31 protein-coding genes and 1 pseudogene are annotated in these 24436 nt (G+C 63.5%); 16 read left to right on the plus strand and 16 right to left on the minus strand.

The window, feature by feature from the left end; genetic code table 11:
- Window positions 1–15: 15 nt before the first annotated feature.
- The 5 genes from GTP55_RS23740 (at window position 16) to GTP55_RS23760 (ending at window position 3322) form a co-directional block, all read left to right on the plus strand.
- A complete protein-coding gene (locus tag GTP55_RS23740; RefSeq protein WP_229258134.1) occupies window positions 16–777 on the plus strand; it encodes a substrate-binding periplasmic protein in 762 nt (253 codons plus the stop codon).
- 64 nt (window positions 778–841) lie between these two features.
- A complete protein-coding gene (locus tag GTP55_RS23745) occupies window positions 842–1207 on the plus strand; it encodes a phasin family protein (protein ID WP_161047286.1) in 366 nt (121 codons plus the stop codon).
- Between the two features lie 109 nt (window positions 1208–1316).
- A complete protein-coding gene (locus GTP55_RS23750; RefSeq protein ID WP_110848588.1) occupies window positions 1317–1982 on the plus strand; it encodes a TetR/AcrR family transcriptional regulator in 666 nt (221 codons plus the stop codon).
- A 16-nt stretch (window positions 1983–1998) separates the two neighbouring features.
- Entirely contained in the window at window positions 1999–2787 is a 789-nt protein-coding gene (locus GTP55_RS23755; RefSeq protein ID WP_161047287.1) for a tetratricopeptide repeat protein, read from the plus strand.
- Window positions 2780–3322: an LOG family protein gene (locus GTP55_RS23760; protein ID WP_161047288.1), complete on the plus strand. Its 543-nt coding sequence runs from the start codon at window positions 2780–2782 to the stop codon at window positions 3320–3322. The genes GTP55_RS23755 and GTP55_RS23760 overlap by 8 nt, the downstream gene beginning before the upstream one ends.
- Window positions 3323–3329: 7 nt before the next feature.
- On the opposite strand, the gene GTP55_RS23765 is transcribed toward GTP55_RS23760, so the two are convergent.
- From GTP55_RS23765 to GTP55_RS23775, 3 genes are all read right to left on the minus strand, one after another.
- On the minus strand, window positions 3330–3842 hold the full coding sequence (locus GTP55_RS23765) for a DUF4142 domain-containing protein (RefSeq protein WP_161047289.1): 513 nt from the start codon (window positions 3840–3842) through the stop codon (window positions 3330–3332).
- A gap of 137 nt (window positions 3843–3979) precedes the next feature.
- Window positions 3980–4489 carry a YgjP-like metallopeptidase domain-containing protein gene (locus GTP55_RS23770; RefSeq protein ID WP_161047290.1) on the minus strand — a complete coding sequence of 170 codons (510 nt, stop codon included), beginning with the start codon at window positions 4487–4489 and terminating at the stop codon, window positions 3980–3982.
- A 52-nt stretch (window positions 4490–4541) separates the two neighbouring features.
- Complete coding sequence (locus tag GTP55_RS23775; protein WP_161047291.1) at window positions 4542–5177, minus strand: glutathione S-transferase family protein; 636 nt, start codon at window positions 5175–5177, stop codon at window positions 4542–4544.
- A 150-nt stretch (window positions 5178–5327) separates the two neighbouring features.
- Between GTP55_RS23775 and GTP55_RS23780 the strand changes: the two genes are divergently transcribed.
- A complete protein-coding gene (locus GTP55_RS23780) occupies window positions 5328–6218 on the plus strand; it encodes a LysR family transcriptional regulator (RefSeq protein ID WP_161047292.1) in 891 nt (296 codons plus the stop codon).
- Window positions 6219–6222: 4 nt separating this feature from the next.
- On the opposite strand, the gene GTP55_RS29930 is transcribed toward GTP55_RS23780, so the two are convergent.
- The 5 genes and pseudogenes from GTP55_RS29930 to GTP55_RS23800 all read right to left on the minus strand — a co-directional run bounded on the left by GTP55_RS29930 (window position 6223) and on the right by GTP55_RS23800 (window position 8750).
- Window positions 6223–6672, minus strand: coding sequence for a carboxymuconolactone decarboxylase family protein (locus GTP55_RS29930; RefSeq protein ID WP_229258138.1), 450 nt, complete (start codon window positions 6670–6672; stop codon window positions 6223–6225).
- 84 nt (window positions 6673–6756) lie between these two features.
- Window positions 6757–7413, minus strand: a pseudogene (locus GTP55_RS29935) (peroxiredoxin-like family protein); the annotation flags it as partial.
- 128 nt (window positions 7414–7541) lie between these two features.
- Window positions 7542–7946: a retropepsin-like aspartic protease gene (locus tag GTP55_RS23790; RefSeq protein ID WP_161047294.1), complete on the minus strand. Its 405-nt coding sequence runs from the start codon at window positions 7944–7946 to the stop codon at window positions 7542–7544.
- A 168-nt stretch (window positions 7947–8114) separates the two neighbouring features.
- Window positions 8115–8300 carry a hypothetical protein gene (locus GTP55_RS23795; RefSeq protein ID WP_161047295.1) on the minus strand — a complete coding sequence of 62 codons (186 nt, stop codon included), beginning with the start codon at window positions 8298–8300 and terminating at the stop codon, window positions 8115–8117.
- Window positions 8301–8312: 12 nt separating this feature from the next.
- Entirely contained in the window at window positions 8313–8750 is a 438-nt protein-coding gene (locus GTP55_RS23800; protein WP_161047296.1) for a hypothetical protein, read from the minus strand.
- A 167-nt stretch (window positions 8751–8917) separates the two neighbouring features.
- Here GTP55_RS23800 and modA point away from each other — a divergent pair, with 167 nt between their 5' ends.
- Genes modA through GTP55_RS23820 form a run of 4 tightly spaced genes read left to right on the plus strand, consistent with a single transcriptional unit; the run spans window position 8918 to window position 11824 of the window.
- Entirely contained in the window at window positions 8918–9661 is a 744-nt protein-coding gene (gene modA, locus GTP55_RS23805; RefSeq protein WP_161047297.1) for a molybdate ABC transporter substrate-binding protein, read from the plus strand.
- Window positions 9662–9663: 2 nt separating this feature from the next.
- A complete protein-coding gene (gene modB, locus GTP55_RS23810) occupies window positions 9664–10344 on the plus strand; it encodes a molybdate ABC transporter permease subunit (RefSeq protein WP_161047298.1) in 681 nt (226 codons plus the stop codon).
- Complete coding sequence (locus GTP55_RS23815) at window positions 10341–11030, plus strand: ATP-binding cassette domain-containing protein (protein WP_161047299.1); 690 nt, start codon at window positions 10341–10343, stop codon at window positions 11028–11030. The genes modB and GTP55_RS23815 overlap by 4 nt, the downstream gene beginning before the upstream one ends.
- A gap of 2 nt (window positions 11031–11032) precedes the next feature.
- Entirely contained in the window at window positions 11033–11824 is a 792-nt protein-coding gene (locus GTP55_RS23820; protein ID WP_161047352.1) for a TOBE domain-containing protein, read from the plus strand.
- Here the strand turns inward: GTP55_RS23820 and GTP55_RS23825 are convergent.
- A complete protein-coding gene (locus GTP55_RS23825; RefSeq protein WP_161047300.1) occupies window positions 11821–12648 on the minus strand; it encodes an oxidoreductase in 828 nt (275 codons plus the stop codon). The genes GTP55_RS23820 and GTP55_RS23825 overlap by 4 nt on opposite strands.
- Window positions 12649–12779: 131 nt before the next feature.
- Here GTP55_RS23825 and GTP55_RS23830 point away from each other — a divergent pair, with 131 nt between their 5' ends.
- Window positions 12780–13700 (plus strand): AraC family transcriptional regulator, encoded by a 921-nt coding sequence (locus tag GTP55_RS23830; RefSeq protein ID WP_202423843.1) that lies wholly within the window; start codon window positions 12780–12782, stop codon window positions 13698–13700.
- 10 nt (window positions 13701–13710) lie between these two features.
- Here GTP55_RS23830 and GTP55_RS23835 read toward each other — a convergent pair whose 3' ends face one another.
- Window positions 13711–14496, minus strand: coding sequence for a helix-turn-helix domain-containing protein (locus tag GTP55_RS23835; protein WP_161047301.1), 786 nt, complete (start codon window positions 14494–14496; stop codon window positions 13711–13713).
- A 97-nt stretch (window positions 14497–14593) separates the two neighbouring features.
- Here GTP55_RS23835 and GTP55_RS23840 point away from each other — a divergent pair, with 97 nt between their 5' ends.
- Window positions 14594–15271 (plus strand): inositol monophosphatase family protein, encoded by a 678-nt coding sequence (locus GTP55_RS23840; protein WP_161047302.1) that lies wholly within the window; start codon window positions 14594–14596, stop codon window positions 15269–15271.
- Between the two features lie 2 nt (window positions 15272–15273).
- Here the strand turns inward: GTP55_RS23840 and GTP55_RS23845 are convergent, their stop codons facing one another.
- From GTP55_RS23845 to GTP55_RS23855, 3 genes are all read right to left on the minus strand, one after another.
- Window positions 15274–15594: a KGG domain-containing protein gene (locus tag GTP55_RS23845; RefSeq protein WP_161047303.1), complete on the minus strand. Its 321-nt coding sequence runs from the start codon at window positions 15592–15594 to the stop codon at window positions 15274–15276.
- 84 nt (window positions 15595–15678) lie between these two features.
- Complete coding sequence (gene phaP / locus GTP55_RS23850; protein WP_161047304.1) at window positions 15679–16122, minus strand: TIGR01841 family phasin; 444 nt, start codon at window positions 16120–16122, stop codon at window positions 15679–15681.
- Window positions 16123–16186: 64 nt separating this feature from the next.
- Window positions 16187–17206: an NADP-dependent oxidoreductase gene (locus tag GTP55_RS23855; RefSeq protein WP_161047305.1), complete on the minus strand. Its 1020-nt coding sequence runs from the start codon at window positions 17204–17206 to the stop codon at window positions 16187–16189.
- Window positions 17207–17329: 123 nt separating this feature from the next.
- Here GTP55_RS23855 and purU point away from each other — a divergent pair, with 123 nt between their 5' ends.
- Window positions 17330–18199 carry a formyltetrahydrofolate deformylase gene (gene purU, locus GTP55_RS23860; protein WP_161047306.1) on the plus strand — a complete coding sequence of 290 codons (870 nt, stop codon included), beginning with the start codon at window positions 17330–17332 and terminating at the stop codon, window positions 18197–18199.
- A gap of 21 nt (window positions 18200–18220) precedes the next feature.
- Window positions 18221–18763 (plus strand): YaeQ family protein, encoded by a 543-nt coding sequence (locus GTP55_RS23865; protein ID WP_110848569.1) that lies wholly within the window; start codon window positions 18221–18223, stop codon window positions 18761–18763.
- Here the strand turns inward: GTP55_RS23865 and GTP55_RS23870 are convergent.
- Window positions 18760–20031: a Xaa-Pro dipeptidase gene (locus tag GTP55_RS23870; RefSeq protein WP_161047307.1), complete on the minus strand. Its 1272-nt coding sequence runs from the start codon at window positions 20029–20031 to the stop codon at window positions 18760–18762. The two genes, GTP55_RS23865 and GTP55_RS23870, sit on opposite strands and share 4 nt — an antisense overlap.
- Window positions 20032–20129: 98 nt before the next feature.
- On the opposite strand from GTP55_RS23870, the gene GTP55_RS23875 reads away from it, so the two are divergent.
- Entirely contained in the window at window positions 20130–21155 is a 1026-nt protein-coding gene (locus tag GTP55_RS23875; protein WP_161047308.1) for an Rpn family recombination-promoting nuclease/putative transposase, read from the plus strand.
- A gap of 6 nt (window positions 21156–21161) precedes the next feature.
- Here the strand turns inward: GTP55_RS23875 and GTP55_RS23880 are convergent, their stop codons facing one another.
- Window positions 21162–22607 carry an NAD-dependent succinate-semialdehyde dehydrogenase gene (locus GTP55_RS23880; protein ID WP_161047309.1) on the minus strand — a complete coding sequence of 482 codons (1446 nt, stop codon included), beginning with the start codon at window positions 22605–22607 and terminating at the stop codon, window positions 21162–21164.
- Between the two features lie 128 nt (window positions 22608–22735).
- Between GTP55_RS23880 and GTP55_RS23885 the strand changes: the two genes are divergently transcribed.
- Window positions 22736–23545, plus strand: coding sequence for an alpha/beta fold hydrolase (locus GTP55_RS23885; protein ID WP_161047310.1), 810 nt, complete (start codon window positions 22736–22738; stop codon window positions 23543–23545).
- On the opposite strand, the gene GTP55_RS23890 is transcribed toward GTP55_RS23885, so the two are convergent.
- On the minus strand, window positions 23542–24309 hold the full coding sequence (locus tag GTP55_RS23890) for a head GIN domain-containing protein (RefSeq protein ID WP_229258135.1): 768 nt from the start codon (window positions 24307–24309) through the stop codon (window positions 23542–23544). The genes GTP55_RS23885 and GTP55_RS23890 overlap by 4 nt on opposite strands.
- Window positions 24310–24436: the final 127 nt, after the last annotated feature.

The following is a 24436-nucleotide window of genomic DNA, read 5'->3' on the forward strand; positions in this document are numbered from 1 at the left end:
AGGTTACCATGGCGCATGAACCTGATACGTCTCGTTTGCGCACTGAGCTGGCTTCTGGCAGGCATTGCTGCGGCTGCGCCGTTGAAAATCTACGGCATGGACAGCGCCCCGGTCAGCTTCATGCACCACGGCCAGGCCGACGGCTTGGTGGTCGAGCTGGCGGCTGCCATCCAGCAGCGGCTGGGGCAGCGCGATCCGATTGAGATTGTGCCCTGGGCGCGTGCCAATACGCTGGCGCTGACCGAGCCTGGCGTGCTGCTGCTGTCCATCGTACGCACCCGCGAACGCGAGCACACCATGCACTTTGTCGGGCCGCTGTTCAATACCTGGGTGACGGCGTTTGCGCTGAAGGGCAAGGCTGCCGAGTGGCAGCGCGACCACACCGATCTCCACAAGTTGCGCGCCGGCGCGCGGCGCGGCAGCGTTTTCGTCAGCCTGCCGGTGGCGCAAGGCTACAACGTAGTGGATCAGACCAATACTTCCGTTACCGCCGCCAGGATGCTGATGAACCAGCGGTTCGACCTGTGGTTCGACGGTGAGGAACTGCATGACGATGCGCTGCGGCGCGCCGGCTATCAGCCGAGCGAGGTCGAGGTGGCGTTCCGGCTGGACCCGATGCAGGTCTATTTTGCCTTTTCCAAAGGTACGCCAGTGGCCACCGTGCAGGCGTGGGATAACGCGCTGGGCGAGATGAAGCGCGACGGCAGCTTCCTGAAAATCTACCGCAAGTGGCTGCCCGCGCATCAGTTGCCGGCGGATGTCGCCCAGAGCCATTAGTAACCATGCTCTAGTCCTGCTGGCATAGAATAAAATACCGGCAAACAGCACTCACGGGATGGAAATGGCTAAGAAGTTGAAAAAGAACGACGACCAGCTGGCCGACGCGGTACGCATGTCGTCACAGGAGATCTGGCAGGCCGGCCTGGCGGCCTTCGCCAAGGCGCAGGACGAGGAGGGCAAGTTCTTCTCGATGCAGCTGTTCGAGGAACGCGTGCTGCGCGCGCTGAGCTCGATCGGCGTGCCGAGCCGCCAGGAAGTCGACGCGCTGCATTTGCGCATCGACCAGCTGAGCGCGCAGCTGGCGGCGCTGACCGACCCGCCGGCTACCGCGAAAAAAGCCGTTCCCAAGGCCGAAAAATCCGCTCTTAAAAAGCCGGCCGCCAAGAAAGCTGCGGCTAAAAAGCCTGCTGCCAAGAAAGCGAAATAGCTAACTGGCGGCATCTGGCTGCTATGTGCGCCTAAAAGCGTGCGCGGGTGTTCCTCTGTGATGTGCATCGGTGTTATGCTTGCGCGAGAATAAACAGAGGTTCCCTGCTATGCTACAAAAAGCCCCCCGCCGCACCCGCGAACGCATCCTTGAGCTGTCCTTGCGCTTGTTTAACGAGTTCGGCGAGCCCAACATCACCACCACCGTGATCGCCGAAGAGATGAATATCTCGCCGGGGAACCTGTACTACCATTTTCGTAACAAGGACGACATCGTCAACTCGATCTTCGTCCAGTTCGAAGCCGAGATTGAACGCATCCTGACCGTGCCCAACGGCCGCCGTTCCAATATCGAGGACGTCTGGCTGTATCTGCACCTGATGTTCGAGCTGATCTGGCGCTACCGTTTTTTCTACCGCGACCTGAACGACCTGCTGTCGCGCAACCGCAAGCTGGAACTGCACTTCAAGCAGATCCTGGCGCACAAGATCAAGGTCGCCAAGCAGCTGTGCGAAGACCTGCGCAGCGAGAAATCGCTGGAAGCGTCCGACAACGCGATCGACGCCATGGCCACCAATATGGTGGTGGTGGCGACGTATTGGTTATCCTACGAATACGTGCGCAATCCGCGCAAATACAGCGAGCAGCAATCGATGGCCGACGCGCTGGCGCGTGGCTGCTACCAGGTGCTGTCGCAGATCGGCCCGTATTTGCGTAACGAGACGGCGCTGCTGTTCCAGAAATTGTCCGAAGAATACCTGAAGAAACTCAAGTGAGCTGAAGGAGGCTTTGATGGCGTGGACCGCTTTTCCGTACCCTGATCCGGCGTTTCGTTACACGCCGGAGACCTTGCAGGCGGCTTGGCCGCAGCTGCATGGCGGCGACCGCGAAGCGTTTCCCACTCATCCGGCGCTGGTGCAGGCCTGGATCGCCTTCCACGCCGGCGAGTTCGAGCGCGCCGCGCGGCTGGGCCTGGACGTGGGCGTCAACGGCTATGCGGTCGCGCACAAGGCGATCTGCATGTACGCCAATTATCTGGAACCGAACGACAAGCGCCGCCTGGCCACCTTTGAATGCGTGGCCGAGCGGTGCGAGCGGCAGCAGCTGGAACAGCCGGGCAATCCGGCCGGCTACTACTGGCATGCGTATGCGCTGGGCCAGTATTCGCAAGGCATCTCGGTGGTGAAGGCGCTGTCGCGCGGCCTGGGCACTAAAATCAAGCGCAGCCTGGAGATCGCCATCAAGCTGGAACCGCAGCGCGCCGATGCGCACGTCGCGCTGGGCGTGTACCACACCGAGATCCTGGACAAGGTCGGTGCGGTGCTGGCCGGCCTGAGCTACGGTGTCAAAAAGGACGAGGCATATCGCCAGTTTGAACTGGGCATGCAGCTCAATCCCGACTCGGCCATCGCCCGCATCCAGTATGCGCGCGCGCTGTTGATGCTGGACAAGAAAAGCAAACTGGCGCAGGCCATGGATTTATACAAGCAGGCCGCCTGCTGCAACGTGCGCGACGCAACCGAGCGGCTGGATCAGGACGCGGCGCAAAAAGAACTGGAAGAGGAAAAGTTTAGTGGTTAAAAATATTTGCGTGTACTGCGGCGCCAATGCCGGCATCACTCCCCAGTATGCCGAGGCGGCGCGGGGGCTGGGCCAGGCGCTGGTGGCGCGCAACCTGTCGCTGGTGTACGGCGGCGGCAATGTCGGCCTGATGGGCATCATAGCCGACGAAGTGCTGCGCCTGGGCGGCGAGGTCACCGGCGTGATCCCGACCGCGCTGGTCGAACGCGAGGTGGGCCATACAGGCCTGACGCGCCAGTTCATCGTCAAGGACATGCACGAGCGCAAGGCGATGATGGCGCAGCTGGCCGACGGCTTCATCGCCATGCCGGGCGGTATGGGCACGCTGGAAGAGCTGTTCGAGATGCTGACCTGGTCGCAACTGGGCATCCACGCCAAGCCGATCGGGCTGCTGAATGTGGATGGCTTCTATGACAGTCTCACCAATTTCATCCGCCACGCCGGCGAGCAAGGCTTCATTCGCCCGCACCACGTGGCGCTGATGAATGTCGAAAGCCAACCGGAAGCGCTGCTCGGCCGCCTGACCAGCATCTGACCGATGCTTATTTCAGCGTAGCGTCCAGCTTCTTGGCCATCTCGCCATGATGGGCGACAGTTGGCTCCAGCTTGCTGGCCAGCGCTTTGACGTCGGCGTCTTTCGCGCTGGCGATATCTTTCTTCAGCGCGGCAAGGACCTTGGTGTGGTCGGCAACGCCGGCTTTGCTGACATATTGCTTGTCAAACGCGGCGCCGGACAGTTTCTCCAGATCAGCCGCCATTTTCTTGTGTTCGGCGTCTGGTTCGGTCGGCAGCGTCACGTTCTTCGCGGCGGCGACTTTTTTGGTCTCATCCAGACCTTTGCTGTGGTCGTCAATCATCGTTTGCGCAAATGATTTGACGTCGGCGTTGCTGCTTTTATCGAGCGCCATCTTGCCGGCAGCAACTTCCGCGATGTTGGCCTGGGCAATGGCAACCAGGCGGTCGCTATCGGCTTTGGCGATCGGCGCTTGAGCGGATGCGATATTGGCGAGGGCAAAGCTGGCGGCGAGGGCGGCGAATAGACGGGTATGGGACATAGGTCTTCTCCAGTATGAGCAGGAATAACGATTCAGTGGGAAATGAACTGCACATCAAAGGCGAAGCGCCCTGATATGGTCATGACATCTTTGTCGGTTTCCTGCAGATGGACTGTGCGCCAGCAAACGCCCACGCATCAGGCCCAGAGACGGTCTCCGCCGATATCCAGTGAGGTCAGGTAGAGGCGCAGGTCGAATTCGTACTGGTGATAGTTGGGCTCCATGTAGGTGCACAGCTTGTAGAACGACTTGTCGTGCTGCTTCTCTTTAATGTGCGCCAGCTCGTGCACGGCAATCATGCGCAGGAATTCCAGCGGCACTTCCTTGAACATGGTGGCAACGCGGATTTCATGCTTGGCCTTGAGCTTGCCGCCCTGCACGCGCGAGATTGAGGTGTGCAGCCCCAGCGCGTGGTTGATCACATGGATCTTGCTGTCGTATTCGACTTTATTGATCGGCTCGGCATTACGCAGGAATTCCGTCTTCAGCTCCTGCACATACTGGTACAGCGCGCGGTCGGTGCGCAGATCGTGCGGCTTGCTGTAGCGCTTGAGCAGCACTTCGCCCAGCTGGTTCTTGGCGATCAGTTGCGCGACTTGCTGCTGTGTTTGTTCGGAGTAGGCGCTGAGGTACTTCAGGTGGGACATGACGGCTGCAGAAAAATGGCGAACCGGGAATGTACCACAGCGCGGCTGCGGGTCAGGCTTTTGCGGCGTCGGCCAGCATGGCGTCGGCGCGGGCGATGGCGCGCTGCACGGTGGAACGCGCCGCTATCAGCGCATACCAGCGCTCGACATGCGGTGTGGCGCTGAAATCGATATTGGCGAAGGCGCGACGCCACAGCCAGCCGAAGTGGGCGATGTCGGCAATCGAATAGCTATCGCCTGCCACATAGTCCTGCGTGGCCAGCACGCGGTCCAGCAGCGCGAGCGTGCGTTTGGCTTCGCCATCGAAGCGCGCAATCGCCGCCGGAACAGCTTCCGGCGCGGACTTCTGAAAATAGCCCGATTGACCAAACGCCGGCCCCAGGCCGGATGCGTGAAAGAACAGCTGCTCAAACACGCGCGCACGCGCTACGCCAGTCGTTGGCAGCAGTTGCCCATGCCGTTCCGCCAGATACACCAGGATCGCCGCTGATTCAGTCAACACCAGTTTGTCGGCCGGCGATATCAATACCGGTACTTTGGCGTTTGGATTGAGCAACGTGAACGCCTCGGTCTTTTGCTCGCCCTGGCGGACATTGATGGCGTGCAGCTGATAGTCCTGCGCAAGTTCTTCGAGGGCGATGATGGCCTTGATGCTGTTGGGTGTGGCGAAGGCGTAGAGCTGGTACATGATGAAGTCCTGTGGTCGGTGGTGATGACGCTACTGTGCCGTCTGACGTGCCGTGGCGGAAGAACGGCCAAACCCATATCTCTCATTCCTTCCGGGAATAGGATGACATCTCATCCATGCTTGGTTAAGATAGGGTGGAGGAGGAGCGCCGTGGATCGTTTAACCCTGATGGAAATTTTTGTGTGCGTGGTGGAGGCCGGGTCGTTCTCCGCTGCCGCGCGGCGGCTGCATACCGGCCAGCCGGCCGTGTCGAAGGCGGTGGCGCAGCTGGAGGCGCGGCTGGGCACGCGGCTGTTGTCGCGCACCACACGTGGCCTGACGACCACCGATGCCGGCCATCGCTACTACGAAGGCGCGCGCAAGACCATTAGCCAGGCCGACGAGACGGAGCTGGAGACGCGTGGCGCCGGCGCCAGCCTGAGCGGACGGTTACGCATCTGTGCCGGCCTGACCTTCGGCCGCCTGCACGTGGTGCCGAAGTTGGGCGCGTGGCTGCGGGAACATCCGGCGCTGGAACTGGATGTGGTGCTGGATGACCGCCATATCGATTTGCTGGAACATGGCATCGACGTCGCGCTGCGGATGGGAGCGCTGAGCGACTCGTCGATGACGGCCCGCCGCATTGCGCAGGGACGGCGGCTCGTGGTCGGCACGCCGGCGTATTTTGCCGAGCATGGCATGCCGCAATCGCCGGCCGATCTGGCGCAGCACAGCGCGGTGCCGTATGTGCAGGACGCCGGTGGCAGCGGCAACTGGGTGTTTGAACGCGATGGGGAGCGCTTGCCCGTCACGCTGCAAGGGCGGTTGCGGGTGTCGGCGGCGGAGGGCTTGCGTGCGGCGGTGCTGTCCGACCAGGGGCTGGCGGTGGCGTCCGAATGGATGTTTGCGCCGGAGCTGGCCAGCGGTGAAGTCCAGGCGGTGCTGACCGGCTGGACCTTGCCGGCGATGGATGTGTGGGCGGTCTATCCATCGGGCCGGCTGGCGAGCGCCAAGGCGCGCGCGTTTGTGGACTTTGTGCAGGCGTCGCTGACGCCTGCCTGAGCGATCAGATTGCCGGTGCGGCCGGGAAGTCGACCGGCACCTGCGTCAATGCGTGCAGGTAGTTGGTGATGATCTTGTCGCCGATGACCATGACCGTGTCGACCAGTTGCCCTTTGCTGTAGCCGGCCGCCAGGAAAGCCGCCAGCAACGCCGGCTCGGCGTGGCCGCGGTTCAGCGCTGCGCTCTTGACCAGTTTGGCCAAGGCATCCAGCCTGGCATCGAACGTGGCGCCGCCTTTGCGCAGTTCGATGATCTGCTCCGGCGTGAAACCGACCATGCCGCCCAGTGCGGTGTGCGCAGCCAGGCAGTATTCGCAATGGTTGACCTGGCTGACCACCAGGTTGATGACTTCGCGTTCCTTGGCGCTCAACGCGCTTTTGCCGTTTTGCAGCGTCAGATAGTTGCCCAGCGCAGTGTCCGAATACGCCAGCGTGGCGTACAGGTTGGGCACCATGCCCAGGCCTTTTTTCAGCTGTTCAAAGATGGCCTGATTGGCTGGCGTGACGCTGGCCGCGGTCGGCACGGCAAAGCGCGTCAGCGCCTGTTGCAGCGATGGCAGCAGCAGCGCGGTTTCCGGACGGCGGGTGTAGTCGGGGTCGACTTCGGCGTAGAGGATCACGCCGTCGGTGTCGATCACGAAGCGGCCTGGCAGCGGCAAGGTCCAGCTGTCGTCGCCGTTGAAGGAAGGCAGGTCGTTCTTCAGCGATTTGTACAGCTCGATCAGGTAATCCGGCATCTGATAGCGGATGCCGAACGCGGCGGCGACGTCGTTGCCGCTGTCGTTCAGCACCGGGAATGACAGATCATTCTGGCGCATCGCCTTGCGGCTGTTGGACGCGGTCTGCGGCGAGATGGCGACCAGATTGGCGCCCAGCGCCTTGAGTTGCGGCAGTTCGGCTTGCAGCGCTTGCAGGTCCAGGTTGCAGTACGGGCACCAGACGCCACGGTAGAAGCTGACCACCAGCGGACCTTGCTTCAGCAGTTCGGCGGAGCTGACCGGGTTGCCGTCGGCATCGCTCAGGGCAAAGGCTGGCGCGCGGTCACCCACCTTGAGCGCGCCGTTGGCCAGGCCGGAGGCGCGCAGTTCGGCGGTGGCGCGGTGCATGGTTTCGATCACCGAGTAAGGGACGTTGTAGGGCGGCTTGCCTGCTTCGAAGTCGGCTTTGAAGGCGTCCAGTTTGGCTTTGAGGGTCATGATGGTTTCCTGTCTGAGTGAGTTGGCCAGGCGCTGTGTGGCTGGCATGGAACTCAGTATGGAACCGCATCGGTATTCCGTTAAGACAGGTAGGCGCTATATGACTTATTCCTCGTAAGAATGGGTCGTCAAGAATCGGGATCAGCAAAGATGCGCCCGCCCAGGTAGGTGAAATACACCCGTTGCTGGCTGTTGGCCAGCAGTACGCGGTGGCTCCTGAGGAAATCGCGACCCAGCACCAGGTCGTATTGCAGCTTGCGCTGCTCGCCCGCATCATCGGTGCGGTTGACGATGGTCAGCCTCGGGTGCTGCACCTGCTCGTCGCCGATGGCGAAGCTGTCGAAGGTGGCCCGCCACATGGCGCGCTTGCCGCTGCCGACGCCGTTGGTGTGACCGGCTTTCGTGCTGCCTTCAGTCTCTGGTGTGACGCCGAGGCGCTCGGCGGCTTTTTGGTCGAGGAGAGTGATGGTGGCGCCGGTGTCGATGGCCGCCAGCATTTTCTGGCCGTTGATGCGGATCTCGACCAGCGGCACCTTGCTGTTCGGTCCTCGGAGCAGGGCTACTTGTTCCGCGTCAGGAGACCAGTAGGCCAGCGTCTGGTCGCCGCAACCGTGGAAGCTGAGAAACTTGATGCGGTTTTCGGACAGCGCCAGCTCCAGGTCGGCCTGCGACAGGAAATCGGAACCAACCAGTCCGCCGAACTAGGCCATGTTGACCGGCTTGCCATTGATTTCACCCTGGATGGCTGGCAGGTTCAGTTCGCCGGGATAGCTGACTTCCATGGCGGCCAGTTCGCTGTATTCGCAGCCGGCGTGGGCGGGGGGTAGCAGCGTGGCGGCCAGCAGCAGGGCGAGGCTGGTGCGGATGGCGTGAGGGGTTTTACCCATCGAGGGTACCTGTTAGTCGGTAATCGCGATATCGCGGAAAGCCTTGCCATCAAAATAAAGGATCTCGCAGCTGGCCTCGCCAAAACACAGGCCGATCGCTTCGCTGGCGATGCTGACCGGCGGGCAGGTGCCACCGCCGTGGCACAGCGGCTGGTAGTTGCCGGGCTTGATCAGCGAGAGCTGCGGTGGATTGGCTGCGATGTCGTGGAAGGTCTTGACGACGCGTGCTTCGGCGCCGCTGGCGGCGTCCGGCACCACCACCAGGCCGTAGCCGTCCTTGTCCGCCGTGAGTACGGCCGTATCGGCATTGCCTTCATGCAGGAAGGCGCCGGACAGCGTCGGCGCCGGGAGTGGTATCCAGCCGCCCGGCAGCGCCGGCCCAGCCGCCTGTGCTAGTGCGCCTGTCGTGAGCAGCAGGGCGGTGAATGACAGCCAGCGAAGATGATGCATGATGGGCCTCCGGAATGTGGTTGTAAGCTGCGCTGATTGTACGATGAATGCCAATTCGATAACCGTTACGGTTTGGTAACGCTGCGGACTAGTTCTTCCGGCTAGTACCAGGATGACCGTTGCGCTATATAATCGAGTTTATTGCGGTTTTAATCACTGGAGCGGATATGTTGAAAGCAGGGGGAGCAATCGTACTGGCGGCGCTGGGAGCGTCGGCATCGGCGGCGGACATCACGGTCTCGGCAGCAGCCAGCCTGACCAACGCCTTCAAGGAAATCGGCACCGCGTTCGAGAAGGACCACGTGGGCGACAAGGTGCAGTTCAACTTTGCCGCTTCCGATCCGCTGGTGCAGCAGATCAGCAAAGGCGCGCCGGTCGACGTGTTTGCTTCCGCCGACCAGGATGCCATGGACAAGGCCGACAACCTGAAGCTGCTGGCGCCGGGCACCCGCAAGAACTTCGCTAGCAACAGCCTGGTGCTCATCGCGCCGCAAGCCGGCAAGGTGCTGGTCAAGCGCCTGGCCGATGTAACGCAGCCTGCCGTGGCGCGCATCACCATCGGCAATCCGGCCAGCGTGCCGGTCGGCCGCTATACCAAGGCTGCGCTGGAGAACGCCAAGTTGTGGGCCTCGGTCGAGCCGAAGCTGATCCTCGGCACCTCGGTGCGCCAGTGCCTGGACTACGTGGCGCGCGGTGAAGTCGATGCCGGTTTCGTCTACGCTACCGATGCGGCGATCGTCAAAGACAAGGTGACCGTGGTGGCCACGGTGCCGACTGAAACGCCGGTGACTTACCCGATCGCCGTGATCGCCGCCGGTCCGCAAGCCGCCGCCGGCCGCAAGTTTGCCGACTATGTGCAGTCGCCAGCCGGCCAGGCCATTCTCGCCAAGTACGGCTTCGGCCGTCCGTAAGCGTGGAGTCGTTTGATCCGGCTTGGGTAGCGCTGCGCCTGTCGCTGAAGGTGGCCTGCTGGGCCACGCTGATCGATCTGGTGTTTGGCCTGGCGCTCGGCTACCTGCTGGCGCGCAAGCGCTTTCCCGGCCGGGAATTGCTGGACGCGGTGCTGACCCTGCCGATGGTGATGCCGCCGACGGTGCTGGGCTATTACATGCTGGTGATCATAGGCCGCAACGGCGTCATCGGCGCGTGGTTGCAGCAGCACTTCGGCATCAACCTGATTTTCACCTGGCAGGCGGCGGTGATCGCGGCGGCCGTGGTGGCGTTTCCGCTGGTGCTGAAGGGGGCGCGCGCCGCGTTCGAGGCGGTCGATACGCAGTTCGAGCAGGCGGCCCGGGTGCTGGGCGTGTCGTCGTTCGGCGTGTTTTTGCGCGTGACCTTGCCGCTGGCGTGGCGCGGCGTGCTGGGCGGCACCTTGCTGGCGTTTGCCCGCTCGATGGGCGAGTTCGGCGCAACGCTGATGGTGGCCGGCAGCATTCCCGGCAAGACGCAGACGCTGTCGATCGCCGTGTACGAAGCCGTGCAGGCGGGCCAGGACGATCACGCCAACCTGCTGGTCATCATTACTTCCGTGGTGTGTGTGACCGTGCTGGTCGCCGCCAACAAATTGACGCCTAACCGCAATCCGCAAGCATGAGCACGCAATTCAAAGTCGATATTCACAAAACCCTGCGCTCCGGCGACAGCGTGTTCCAGTTGCAGGCGTCGTTTGAATCGTCCAGCCAGCGGGTGGTGGTGTATGGCTCGTCCGGTGCCGGCAAGAGCCAGATGATGAAGGCGGTGGCCGGTCTGATGACGCCGGACAGCGGCCGCATCGAGCTGGCCGGACGCTGCCTGTACGACAGCGGCAGCGGCATCAACCTGCCGGCGCAGCAGCGCAAAGTGGCGTATCTGTTCCAGGACTATGCGCTGTTTCCGCACCTGAACGTGCGGCAGAACATCGGCTTCGGCTTGCAGCGCGGCTGGCGCAATCCGCTCGCGCGCGTGGATGGCGAGGCGATCCGCTACTGGATGGAAGCCTTCGAGCTGGACCATGTGGCGCACCAGTATCCGCATCAATTGTCCGGTGGGCAGCGGCAGCGGGTGGCGCTGGCGCGCGCGCTGGCGCCGCAGCCGGAAGCGTTGCTGCTGGATGAGCCGTTTGCCGCGCTCGATCCCGCCCTGCGCGACCGCATGCGCGCCGAACTGGGCGCTTTGCAGCGCCGGCTGGAGATCCCGATGCTGATGATTACCCACGATCCGGAAGACGTGCGCGCCTTCGGCGATCACGTGCTGCGCATGGAAAATGGTAGCATCTTCCGCGTGGAGGAAAATGCGGCATGAGCATGGAATTGCAAGGCAATGTGTGGATGACCATCGACGGCCAGAAGCTGGGCGGGCAGGACCGCGTGGCATTGCTGGCTGCGGTGGCGTCGGAAGGCTCGATCACGGCGGCCGCCAAGGCGGTCGGCATGAGCTACAAGGGCGCCTGGGACGCGATCGAGGCAATGAATAACCTGGCCGGCGAGCCGCTGGTGGAGCGGGTGGCCGGCGGCAAGGGCGGCGGCGGCACCCGGCTGACGGCGCGTGGCAATCAGCTGGTGGAGAATTTCCGCAAGATCGATGCGGCGCACCGCGAGTTTGTCGCCCATCTGAGCAGCCAGTCGCACGCGCTGGCCGACGATTTTTTGCTGATCCAGAGGATGAAGATGAAAACCAGTGCGCGCAACCAGTTCAGCGGCAAGGTCGTGGCGGTGAAGCAGGGCGCCGTCAATGATGAGGTGGTGTTGGAAATCGTCGGCGGCCAGCAACTGGTGGCGACGATTACGCGCGACAGCAGCGCGAGCCTGGGCCTGGCCGTGGGCGTGGAGGCGTTTGCGCTGATCAAGGCGTCGTCGGTGATCGTCGCGACCGACCTGGGCGAGGCCAAACTGTCGGCGCGCAACCGCCTGACGGGCAAGGTCAGCCGCGTGCAGCCGGGCGCGGTGAATACCGAAGTCAGCATCGAGCTGCCGGGCGGCGGCACCATCGCCGCCATCGTCACCAAGGATAGCGGCGAGGCGCTGGCGCTGGAAGTCGGTTCGGATGCCAGCGCCATCTTCAAGGCCTCCAGCGTCATCATCGGCACGCCGGCTTAAGCGTCGGTCGAGCGGGTCAGCGCTTCCAGGGCGCTGATGTCGCTTTCCATCTGCGCCAGCTTGCCGCGCACCAGGCCCAGCGCATCGCTGCCCAGCAGCAGGTGCGCCGGCGGCTCGGCCATTGCCGTCAACGCCAGGATGGCCTGCGCGGCCTTGGCCGGATCGCCGGGCTGCTTGCCGCTGCGTTCGGCGCGGGTGGCGCGGATGGGATCGAACAGCTGGTCGTAGTCGGCGATGCTGCGCTGTGACCGCACCATCGAGCGGCCCGCCCAGTCGGTGCGGAACGAGCCCGGCGCCACCGCCGTCACATGCACGCCAAACTGCTGTACTTCCTTGCCTGCCACCTCCGAGATACCTTCCAGCGCGAACTTGCTGCCGGCGTAGTAGGCGATACCCGGCATGGTGATGAAGCCGCCCATCGACGTGATGTTGATGATGTGGCCCCGACGGCGGCTGCGGAAGGAAGGCAGGAAGGCTTTCATCATCGCCACCGCGCCGAATACATTAACGTCGAACTGTCGGCGCATTTCCGCCAGCGGCGATTCCTCCAGAATACCTTCGTGACCGTAGCCGGCATTGTTGACCAGCACGTCCACCGGGCCGACTTCAGCCTGCGCCTGCGCCACCACGCCGTCGATGGCGTCGAAATCGGTCACATCCAGCAGGTAGGCGTGCGAGCGGCCGGGTTGTAGCGCCGCAAACGCTTCGCGCGCCTGTTCATTGCGTACCGTACCGATGACCGTGTGGCCGGCGTCCAACGCCGCCTGCGCCAGCGCCTGGCCGAAACCGCTGCTGACGCCGGTAATGAAGAATAGCTTGCTCATGGTCTGTCCTTTCAGTGAGAGCCGCCATGGTAGTGACCCCCGCGCGACGCGCCTATGTCGGAAGCTCTGCATCATTTGCCTGATTCTCTGAGCAGGATGGCGGCGCCGGCGTTCGGGCTTACAATCGCTGCATGAAAAATCGCATGGTGACATTGATGGAGCGGCTGGCGCCGGTCGAGGGCTACAACCTCAGCGTGCTGCCGGATGTGCGCTTCCTGCGCTCCAACCGTCCGCTGAGCCGCACGCCGGTGTTGTACGAGCCCGATATCGTGATCGTCTGCCAGGGGCGCAAGCGGGGCTTTCTCGGCGAGCAGGAATTCGTCTACGACGCCCAGCATTGCCTGGCGGTCGCCGTGCCGGTGCCGTTTTCGATGGAGACCGAGGCCAGTGCCGAGCAGCCGCTGCTGGCGGTGTATTTGCGGCTGGATTTTCAGCTGACCGCCGACCTGCTGCTGGAGCTGGAAGAGCAGGGCCACGCGGTGACGGCCGAACCGAAGGGCCTGTACTCGACGCCGATGGATGACCGGCTGTCCGCTTCGGTGGAGCGCTTGCTCGAAGCGCTGGCCGATCCGCTCGACGCTGCGCTGCTGGGGCCGGCACTGGTGCGCGAGATCTACTACCGCGTGCTGACCAGCGTGCAAGGCGCCAGCATGCGCGCAGCCTTGATGCAGCAGGGCCGCTTTGCCACCATCGCCCGCGCGCTGCGCAAGATTCATGCATCGTTCAGCGAGGAACTGGATGTGGGCCAACTGGCAGCCGAAGCCCACATGAGCGTGGCGACTTTCCACCATCACTTCAAGGCCGTCACCAGCACCTCGCCGATGCAGTACCTGAAGTCGACCCGGCTGCATCAGGCGCGGCTGCTGATGCTGCGCCAGGAGATGTCGGTGGCGGCGGCCAGCGCGCGCGTCGGCTACGAGAGTTCGTCGCAGTTCAGCCGCGAATTCAAGCGCCTGTTCGGCCGCAGTCCGGTGGAGGAGGTGGAGCACATGCGCAAGACTTTTGCCACGCCCGACCCGCAGCCGTCACCGTGGTATGTGGCGGCGCACTGACCGACCCACGCTAAGCGGCGAAGCGCGCTGGCGTGGTGCCGAGGATGCGACGGAACAGGGCGATGAAGCTGCTGACGCTGTCATAGCCCAGGCTCAGCGCCACCGTGGTGACGGAGGCGCCGCCGTTCAGCAGCGCCATGCCCTTTTGCAGGCGCGCCACCTGCCGCCATTCCACCACCGACATGCCGGTCTCGTTGCGGAAGTGGCGGGTCAGGCTGCGCCGCGACCAGCCCAACTGGTCGGCCCACGCGTCGAGATCGGTTTCGTCGGCCGGGTCCTGGGCAATCGTGGCCGCCATCGCCATCAGGCGCGGGTGGCGCGGCATGGTCAGGTGCAGCGGATCGGGTTCTGCGGCACGGATCTCGTCGAGGAAGACATCCATCAGGCGCAGGCCGGCAGCGTCGCTTGGCGAACCGTTCGGCCAGCGGCACATGCGCTCCAGCAGCGACACCGCCAGCGGCGACATGCGCAGCGCCAGCGATTGCTCGGGAAATCCCACGCAGAGCGCCGGCGTGATATGGATGGTGTGGCCGGCCAGCCCCGGCTTGAGCGTATTGCCGTGCACGCTGGCGGCGTGCGGCATATAGGGCGGAATCCAGCCCAGCCGTCCGGGCGGCAGCACCTGGCGGTTGCCGCCGGCCTCGACCAGAATCACCCCTTGCGCCGGGATGTACATCTGGCCTTCCGGATGGTGATGCATCAGCCTGCCCCTGCCGCCGCAACCGTCGGTATGCTGGGCCGCCACGTAGATAGGGAGCTCGTCGCTCAGTCGTTTGTCGCCATAGTAATTGCTCATATTGTGGCCCGATTGCGTTATCAGTTGTCCATTGGCAGTTAGCTATAGATGAATTCTACAGGCAATCTACGGTTTTCATCCATCGCAAGGAAAAACCATGACGGCAATCGATACCGAAGGCGTACTGGAGCTGGTGCGCGAGGTCGGCGCCGACCTGTGCGCCGCCTTCTGGCGCCGTGCGCCGCTGGTGGACATGGACGCGGTGTGGACTGCCAACGACACGCTGCGGTGCGCGCTGGCCGCGCAGTATCCGCCGATCGCCTGGGCCGACGGCCAGCTCAGCGAAGAGTATGCGCAGCGCGGCGAATACTGGATCGGCGACGCCATCGACGGCGCGGTGCAGTTCCTGCGCGCGATTCCCCAGTGGTGCATGTCGCTGACGCTGATGCGCGAAGGTGTGCCGGTGTTCACCGTCGTGTACGACGCCATGCATGACGAACTGTTCCACGCGTCGTGGGGCCATGGCGCCTGGTACAACGGCCAGCCGATCCGTGTCAGCGCGCGGCAGCAGCAGGAACTGGTGGCGACCCGCAATCTCGGGCCGACCTCGCTGCAATTGGCCTACGTGGCGTGCGGCCGGCTGGATGCGTTCTGGCAGGATGGCGCCGACGGTTATCTCAGCATCGGCGGCACGCTGCTGATCCAGGAGGCGGGCGGGGTGGCGACGCAGGCCGATGGCCGGCCCTATCGCCTGACGTCGCCGAGTATCGTGGCGGCGCCACCGGTCCTGCATGCGTCCATGCTGCAACGCCTGCAAGACCGGAAGGCGGCGTAGCACTACTGTTTGTTGCCGCCCTTGGCCGATTGCTCGGAAGCGACGCTGCGGTTTTTCTCCGCGTTGGCGCGGGCGGCGGACTGGCGGCTTTCACCGCCTTTGCGACCGATGGCCGCCATGTGTTCGCGGTCGCGGCTGACCGCCTCGCCGCCTTTCTGTCCGGCCCGGCGCGCTTCCTCCGAGTCAAACTCGTGCGCCGTGCCTTTCTGGTGCGCCGCTTGCCCGCCCTTGCTGGCGATGGCGCGCTGGGTGGCTTCGTCCATGGCGGCAAAGCCGCGCTTGGCCGTGCCCTTGGGTTTTTCGTTCGTCGTGCTGTTGGCCATATAAACCTCCGTCAAATGGGAAAGAAACAGCAGCATCCCTGCTGTTCTGTGTGGTTAGAGTTGCAAGGTTGACGGAAGTTCCAGTTAATGACGCAGTTGGCTGCCGGGCTGGAAGCGCGCCAGTTGTTCGGCGGCCTGGGCGGTCTGGCGGCTGGCTTCCTGCAGCAGGTCGTCGGCCATGGCGGTGGCCGAGCGCCGCACCGCCGGCATGCGGTCGGCGGCGGTCTGCGAGATCACTGCCTGGCAGCGGCTCAGCACCTCGGCCACGCCGCGCTGGTAGTTGATCATGGCCTGGCTGCCCGGGGTGAACTGGGCGATGAGGGCGGAACCGAACTGGCCGGCGCCCTGGCTGGCCAGCACGCGCTCGGTGCGGGCGCCGGCTTCGGCGATCAGTTCGCGGCCCAGTTGGAGGTTCAGCGCGCTCAGGCGCTGCGCGGTTTCAAACATGCATTGCGACATGCCGACATAGAGGTCGAGCAGGTTGTCGATGTGGGAGCGGACTAGGGGATGGGGAAATTGGGGAAACATGGTGGTCCTCGGCGTGGTGGCGGTACTTGAATAGACGCCGAGGCGGGCGGAAGGTTCCGCAGTTTTATCCTGTCGCCACCTGCAGCACCAGCTTGCCGAAGTTCTTCCCTTCAAACAGCATGTTCAGCGCCTGCGGGAAGTTTTCCAGTCCCTGCACGATGTCTTCCTTGCTCTTGATTTTGCCGTCCTTCATCCAGCCGGCCAGCGCCGCCACGCCGATCGGGTAACGGTCGGCGTAATCGAACACCACGATGCCTTCCATGCGGGCGCGGTTGACCAGCAGCGCCAGATAGTTGGATGGTCCCTTGACTGCGGTGGTGTTGTTGTATTGCGAGATGGCGCCGCAGATGACGATGCGCGCCTTCATGTTGATGCGGGTGAGCACGGTGTCGAGGATCTCGCCGCCCACGTTGTCGAAGTAGACGTCCACGCCTTGCGGGCAATGCTGCTTGAGGCCGTCCTTGACCGAGTCGTTCTTGTAGTCGATGCAGGCGTCGAAGCCCAGCTCGTTGACGACGAAATCGCACTTTTCCTTGCCGCCGGCAATGCCGACCACGCGGCAGCCCAGCTGCCTGGCGACCTGGCCGACGGTCTGGCCGACCGCGCCGGCCGCGCCCGACACCACCACGGTGTCGCCGGCTTTTGGCTGGCCCGATTCGATCAGGCCGAAATAGGCGGTCATGCCCGGCATGCCCAGCGTGTTCAGGTAGGTGGTCAGCGGCGCCAGTTTCGGATCGACCTTGTGGAAGCCGGCCTGCCTGTCGTCGCCGGCGCCGGTCCAGTAGCGCTGCACGCCGGTGCCGCCCTGGACGTGGTCGCCGACGGCGTACTTCGGCGACTTCGATTCCACCACCACGCCGACGCCGCCGGCGCGCATCACTTCGCCAATGGCGACCGGGCGGATGTAGGATTTGCCTTCGTTCATCCAGCCGCGCATGGCCGGGTCGAGCGACAGGTACAGCACTTTGATGCGGATCTCGCCGTCGGCCAGTTCGCGCAGCGGTTCGGTCACTTGTTGCCAGTCGCTGTCCTTGACCATGCCGACCGGACGCGCGGCCAGGCGGAATTGCAGATTTGTCTCCATGGATTTTCTCCTTGTGTGGGGTGGGGATGACTATATCTCAAATTGCACGAGCGTGCTATTTTTGTCGTGAATGGCAAGGCATGCGACAATAGATCTCTTTTGTCCACATCTTCTACGGTAGTCATGAGTTATCCCGAATACATTCTGACACTCTCTTGCCTGGATCAGCGCGGCATCGTGCATCGCGTGTCGGGCTTCCTGGCCGAACACGGCTGCAACATCATCGATTCGGCCCAGTTTGGCGATAGCGAATCGAAGCTGTTCTTCATGCGCGTGCATTTTTCGGCGGAAGATCGCAACATCAACGACGATTTGCTGCGCGCCGACTTCAGCCTGCTGGCTGCCGATATGAAGCTGGACTGGGAACTGCGCGACGCCCACTACAAGCCGCGCGTAATGCTGATGGTGTCGAAGATCGGCCACTGCCTGAACGACCTGCTGTTCCGCTACAAGAGCGGGCTGCTGCCGGTGGAAATTCCGGCCATCGTCTCCAACCACATGGACTTCTATCAGCTGGCGGCCAGCTACAATATTCCGTTCCACCACTTGCCGCTGGCGACCGGTGCGCCGGCCGAGGACAAGCTGGCGCAGGAAGCCAAAATCATCGAGCTGATGAATACCCACAAGGTCGACCTGGTGGTGCTGGCGCGCTACATGCAGATCCTGTCGCCGGGCCTGTGCACGGCGCTCAAGGGCAAGGCGATCAATATCCACCATTCCTTCCTGCCGAGCTTCAAGGGCGCCAAGCCGTATGCGCAGGCGCATCAGCGCGGCGTCAAGCTGATCGGCGCCACCGCGCACTTTGTCACCGGCGACCTGGACGAAGGTCCGATCATCGAGCAGGACGTCGAGCGCGTCGATCACTCGATGGATGCGGATACCCTGTCGGCGATCGGCCGCGATGTCGAATGCGTGGTGCTGGCGCGCGCAGTGAAATGGTTTGTCGAACACCGCATTTTGCAAAACGGCGATAAAACCGTCGTCTTTAAGTAATAAGAGAATCAAGAGAATCGAATGGCACTCAAGGCAACAATCTATAAAGCAGAACTGTCGATTGCGGACATGGACCGCAATTACTATGAAACCCATCAACTGACGCTGGCCCGCCATCCGTCGGAAACCGACGAGCGCATGATGGTGCGCCTGGTGGCGTTCGCGATTCACGCCAATGAAGCGCTGACCTTCACCAAGGGTTTGTTCGACGTTGAAGAGCCGGACCTGTGGCACAAGGACCTGACCGGCGCCATCGAGCTGTCGATCGAGGTCGGCCAGCCGGACGAGAAAGTGATCCTGAAGGCCTGCGGCCGTTCCGAACACGTCTACGTGTACAGCTACGCCGCCACCAGTCACATCTGGTGGAAGGCGCTGGCCAACAAGGTCGAGCGCTGCAAGAACCTGACCGTGGTGGATCTGGACGCCGCCGCCACCGAACAGCTGGGCAAGATGGCGCAGCGCACGATGCAGTTCCAGTGCACCATCCAGGACGGCCAGATCTGGCTGACCGACGGCACCGAGACCGTCGAAATCACCCGCGAAGTGCTGAAAGCCGAGCGCTAATTTCCCTTCACCACCGCGCCGCCCTTCATGACCCACTGGACTTGCTCCAGTGCGCGCACATCGTTGAGCGGAGCGCCGTCCACGGCGATCAGGTCGGCATACTTGCCGGCCTCGATGCTGCCGACCTTATCGCTCCATCCCAGTAGATCGGCGGCATTCACGGTGGCGGTGCGGATTGCCTGCGCCGGCGTCATGCCCAGCTTGACCAGCACGGCGAACTCGCGCGCGTTGAGGCCGTGCGGGTAGACCGCAGCGTCGGTGCCGAAGGCGATCGGCACGCCGGCCTTGATCGCCTTGCCGATGTTGATGCGCGCCTGCGGCAGCACCACCTTGGCTTTTTCCAGCAGCGGCGCAGGTAGCTTGATGGCTTCGGCGTTGTCGATCAGCCAGTCGCCCAGGTACAGCGTCGGCACCAGATAGGTTTTGTGCTCCTTCATCAGCTTGATGCCTTCGTCGTCGATGTAGGAGCCGTGTTCGATCGAGTCGATCCCGGCCAGCACCGCCAGCCGGATGCCGTCGCCGCCGTGCGCGTGGGCGGCGGCCTTGCGGCCGAGGCGGTGGGCTTCGCCAATGATGGCTTTCAATTCTTCCAGCGTGTATTGCGAGGTGCGCGGATCGTCGCCGAACGACAGCACGCCGCCGGTGGCGCAGATCTTGATGACGTCGGCGCCGTACTTGATGTTGCGGCGCGTGACTTTCAACGCTTCGTCGACACCGTCGGCCACCCCCAGGGCAATGGACTTGTATTCGGGCGCGTGCATGGTGTCGTCGCAGTGGCCGCCGGTGATGCCGAGCGGCGGGCCGGACGCCAGGATGCGCGGGCCGGGGACGTCGCCGTCGTTGATGGCGTCGCGCAGGCCGATGTCGGTATAGCCATCGGCGCCGACATCGCGGATGGTGGTAAAGCCGGCGCGCAGCGTGGTCAGCGCGTTGTGGGCGCCGGTCAGCGTGATGCGCGGGATCGACTTGGCGATGATGCTATAGCCGGCGTCTTCCGGACGGCCGGTGATGTGGGTGTGGGCGTCGATCAGGCCGGGCAGCAGGGTTTTGTTGCCGAGGTCGATGACGGTGGCGCCGGCCGGAATCGTCAGCTGACTGCCGGCGGCGGTGATGCGCTCGCCGCTGATCAGCACCACGGCCTGGTCGACCAGCTTGCCGCTGCGCACATCCACCATGTGGGCGGCTTTGACGGCGGTGATGGCGGGGATGTCTGCGGCGCCGGCGGCGGCGTAGGCGAAAAGCAGGATGGAGACGGCAATCGCTTTCAAGTATTTCTCCCTTGTTGTGCTGTTTTGTTGAGGAGAGCCAAACCACGCTCGCCACCTAGCGTACCCGGCAACGAGAGCCAAGGCTAGAATATTTTTTCATGGCCTCCCGTCGCGACACTGTCTACAAGCAGCTGTTCTCCCATCCGGAAATCGTGCGTGATTTGCTGGTCGGTTTGTTGCCGGCCGAGTGGGCGCGGGCGTTGACGGTGAATGAGCTGGAACGCGTCAACGCCAGCTACGCCAGCGATCACGGCAAGGCGCGCCACGCGGACGTGGTGTGGCGCGCGCGGATCGGCGGCGAGTGGGTGTACGTCTATATCCTGCTGGAGTTTCAGTCGCGGCCGGACAAGTGGATGGCTTTGCGCATGCAGGTATACGTCGGCTTGCTATATCAGGATCTGGTGGCGCAGCACCGCCTGAGCAAGCACGGCAAGTTGCCGCCGGTGCTGCCGATCGTGCTGTACCACGGCCGCCGCCCATGGCGCGCGGCGACCACGCTGGAGCAACTGATGTTGCCTCCGCCAGTCGGGCTGGAGCGTTTTCAAGCTGGCCAGCAATATCTGCTGGTTGACCAGCATCATCAGGGCACGCGCGGTGACATCGTTAATTTGGTATTCAGGGTGCTACGTTGCCGCACCGAGCCCGAACTCTGGTTGGCGGTTAAAGCGTTCGTGACGCGCATGCGTGAACCCGACCTGAATCCGATACGCGAAACGCTCAGGAACTGGTTGCAGCTCACCTTGCAGGACGAACTTGGCGAAACTAAGATGGATCTGGAGGAGGACGATGCTATGCCAGCTGAAAGAAAATACAAGCTTGAAGATGTATTGACAGACGAGTTTCTCGACCTTCTGCTGCAGCCACGAGAGGACAGCGTCAAAGAAGGCCTGCAGGCCGGAATGCAGCAAGGCATTCAGCAAGGCATTCAGCAAGGCATTCAGCAAGGCATTCAGCAAGGTGAACGCGCGGCGCTGCAACGTCTGCTGACCCGCTTACTGGCGGGAGCGGGTATGCCGGCTGACGCAGAGTCCAGGATTGCCGAGGCTGACAGCAGCCAGCTTAGTGACTGGATCAAGGCGCTGTTTGACGGCGCCAGCCCCCGGCAGTTGTTTGCCGAGGGCTGAGGAGCCCTAGACCGCCATCAGCGACACCGATTTGGTGTTCAGGTAGGCTTCCAGCGCCTCCGGACCACCTTCCGAACCATAGCCCGAATCCTTCACGCCGCCAAACGGCATCTCGGCGCTTGGCGTCGCCGGCTGGTTGATCCACAGCATACCGACTTCCACATTGTTCATCAGCTGATGTGCGTTCTTGATCGAACGGGTGAAGGCATACCCAGCCAGGCCAAACGGCAGACGGTTGGACTCGGCAATCGCCTCTTCCAGCGTATCGAAACCGCGAATCGCCGCCACCGGGCCAAACGGCTCGTCATTGAATACGCTGGCATTCAGCGGCACGTCGGCCAGAATGGTCGGCGCGAAGAAGTTGCCTTCGTTGCCGATGCGCAGACCGCCAGTCGCCACATTGGCGCCCTTGGCGCGGGCGTCTTCCACCAGCTGGGTCATGGCCGCCACGCGACGCGGGTTGGCCAGCGGGCCCAGCGTCGTGCCTTCCACCAGACCATTGCCCAGTTGCAGGCGTTCGGCATGCGCCACGATCGCGCGGGTGAATTCGTCCTTGATGCTGTTATGCACCAGGAAGCGGGTCGGCGCGATGCACACCTGGCCGGCGTTGCGGAACTTGGCGCCGCCGGCCGCTTCGACCGCCAGCGCGACGTCGGCGTCTTCCGCCACGATCACCGGCGCATGGCCGCCCAGTTCCATGGTCACGCGCTTCATGTGCGCGCCAGCCAGGGCCGCCAGCTGCTTGCCGACCGGGGTCGAACCGGTGAAGGTCACCTTGCGGATCACCGGATGCGGAATCAGGTAATTGGAAATTTCAGCCGGATCGCCAAACACCAAACCCACCGTGCCGGCCGGCACGCCGGCGTCGATAAAGCACTGGAACAGCGCCGCTGGCGAAGCCGGGGTTTCTTCCGGCGCTTTGCACAGGAAGGAGCAGCCGGTGGTCAGCGCCGCCGCCAGCTTGCGCACCACCTGGTTGATCGGGAAGTTCCACGGCGTAAATGCGGCCACCGGACCGACCGGCTCTTTCAATACCAGTTGCTGCGCCAGCGGATTGCGTGACGGCACGATACGGCCATACACGCGCATGCCTTCTGCAGCGAACCAGTCGATGATGTCGGCGCCGGCCATGGCTTCGCCGCGCGCCTGGGCCAGCGGCTTGCCTTGTTCCTGGGTCAGCAGGCGGGCGATTTCGTCGGCGCGCTCGCGCAGCAGGGCCGCGGCGCGGCGCAGCGTGGCGGTGCGCTCGAAGGCTGAAACCTTGCGCCACGCGTCAAAACCTTTTTGTGCCGCCGCCAGTGCGCGGTCCAGGTCGGCAATGCTGGCGTGGGCCACGGTGCCGATTTCCTTGCCGGTGGCCGGATTCAGCACGGGAATGGTCTTGCCGCCGGTGGCGTCGGTCCATTCGTTGGCGATCAGGAGGCGGACGTTAGGGTAGGTTGTCGTGGTCATGAAAAATCTCCGTTGATGGATGAGAAGGGCGCCCGTAGCGACGCCCGAACACCCTCTACTTTGCCAGAAATCCGCCATCGCCGTATTGACGCCGCCAATTTCCCTCTTGGCAATGATATATTGAAAGCATGAATAATTTCTCGCTCAAAGCCCTGGTGGCTGTCTCCGTGCTGACTGGCGCCGGCGTCCATGCCGAGCCACCGGCCGGCCAGAACGCCCTCGCAGGTCCGCAAGTGCGGGTCGACGTCGGTGGCCGCAAACTGAATCTGTATTGCACCGGCAAGGGATCGCCGACCGTGCTGTTCGAGGCCGATGCCGGTCGCGCCGGCTGGGACTGGTCGGCGGTGTTGCCGGAGGTCGCAGCGCGCACGCGCGCCTGCGTGTATGACCGCGCCGGCTTCGGCGCCAGCGATCCCATTATCCGCGCCGCGACGGTGGCGAATGCCAGCAAGGATCTGAATTTCCTCATCAGGAATGCCCATCTGGAGGGGCCGTTCGTGCTGGTTGGCGCCGGCTATGGCGCCTTGATCGCGCAGCAGTTCGCCTGGCGCTCGCGCGGCGCGGTGACCGGCCTGGTGCTGGTGGCGCCGCTCAAGGAAGATGCCCTGCCGGCGGACCGCGCGGCCAAGCTGGATGCGGTGCTGGCCTGTCTGGCGGCGGCAGAACAGGGCAAGGTGGGCGAGGGTTGCGCGTATCCGGCCACCAGCATCAATGGCGAGATCGGGCCGGCGCTGGCGTCGGCGCAAGCGGCGCAGGTACGCAAGCTGACCTATTGGAAGGCGCGAGCCTCCGAGCTGGATAGTCTGGAGATCAGCGCCGGCCAGGTGCGCGCTGCGCGCAAGCCGTTTGGGGAGATGCCGCTGGTGGAGGTGTCGCAGGCGGAACCGGCGGCGATTGCCGCCGCCGTGTTGCAGGTACTGGGCAAATTCAATCCTTAGAGCGGTGCGCCGCCCAGGCGTTTGATGGTGCCGGAACCCATGATGCTTTTGCTGATCTGCGGATCGCCGTAGTAGTTGATGTCGCCCGAGCCGGCCACGCTCAGGTTCAGTGATTTCTTGGCCCACACGGTGGCCTGGCCGGAGCCGCCGATGCTGACCACTGCGTCGCGCGCTTGCAGCTGGCCGACCTGCACCCGGCCCGAGCCGCCGATCGACACTTGCAGCCGCTCGGTGTTGCCGGCCGCTTTCAGGTTGCCGCTGCCGCCCAGTGCAATCGCCACCGATTCGCTGTCCAGCTGGTCGACGCTGAACGAGCCGGAGCCGCCCACATCAATGGTAAGGTGCTCGCCGCGCAGCTTGTCGGCGGTGACATTGCCGGAGCCGCCGATCGACAGCCGGTCCAGCGTGCGCGCCAGCACGATGATCTTCATGTTGCGGGTATCCACGCGCAGGTTGTTTTTCGCCGGACGGATGCGCAGGGTGCCGTTGTCCACCTTGGTTTCGATCAGTGGCTGGAGGTTGTCGTCGGTTTCCACGATCACGCCTTCGGTGTTGCCGAGACGGATTTCGACGTCGCTGCCGACGCCCACCGTCAGCGCGTTGAAGTGGCCGACGTCGCGGTTCTGCTTGACGATCTTGCCGCTGCCTTGCACCCGTTCACCGCCGCTCAGCCAGCTGAGCGGGCCGTTCTGGGCGACCACGACTGGGGCGGCCAGCAGGCCGGCGGACAGCAACAGCGAAGGCAGAAAATGGCGGCGGTTCATATGGTTCTCCTGAAATTTGATTGGCTTAAGTCTGCATCCTACGCAGGTCGCCCGCCGCCTGGAACGCGCTTGCGACAGATTGCAGCCGGCGTGGCGCAGAATGCACAGCGCCGGGAATAGAGCGCGC

This window comes from Duganella margarita, assembly GCF_009857535.1.
GTDB lineage: Bacteria > Pseudomonadota > Gammaproteobacteria > Burkholderiales > Burkholderiaceae_D > Rugamonas > Rugamonas margarita.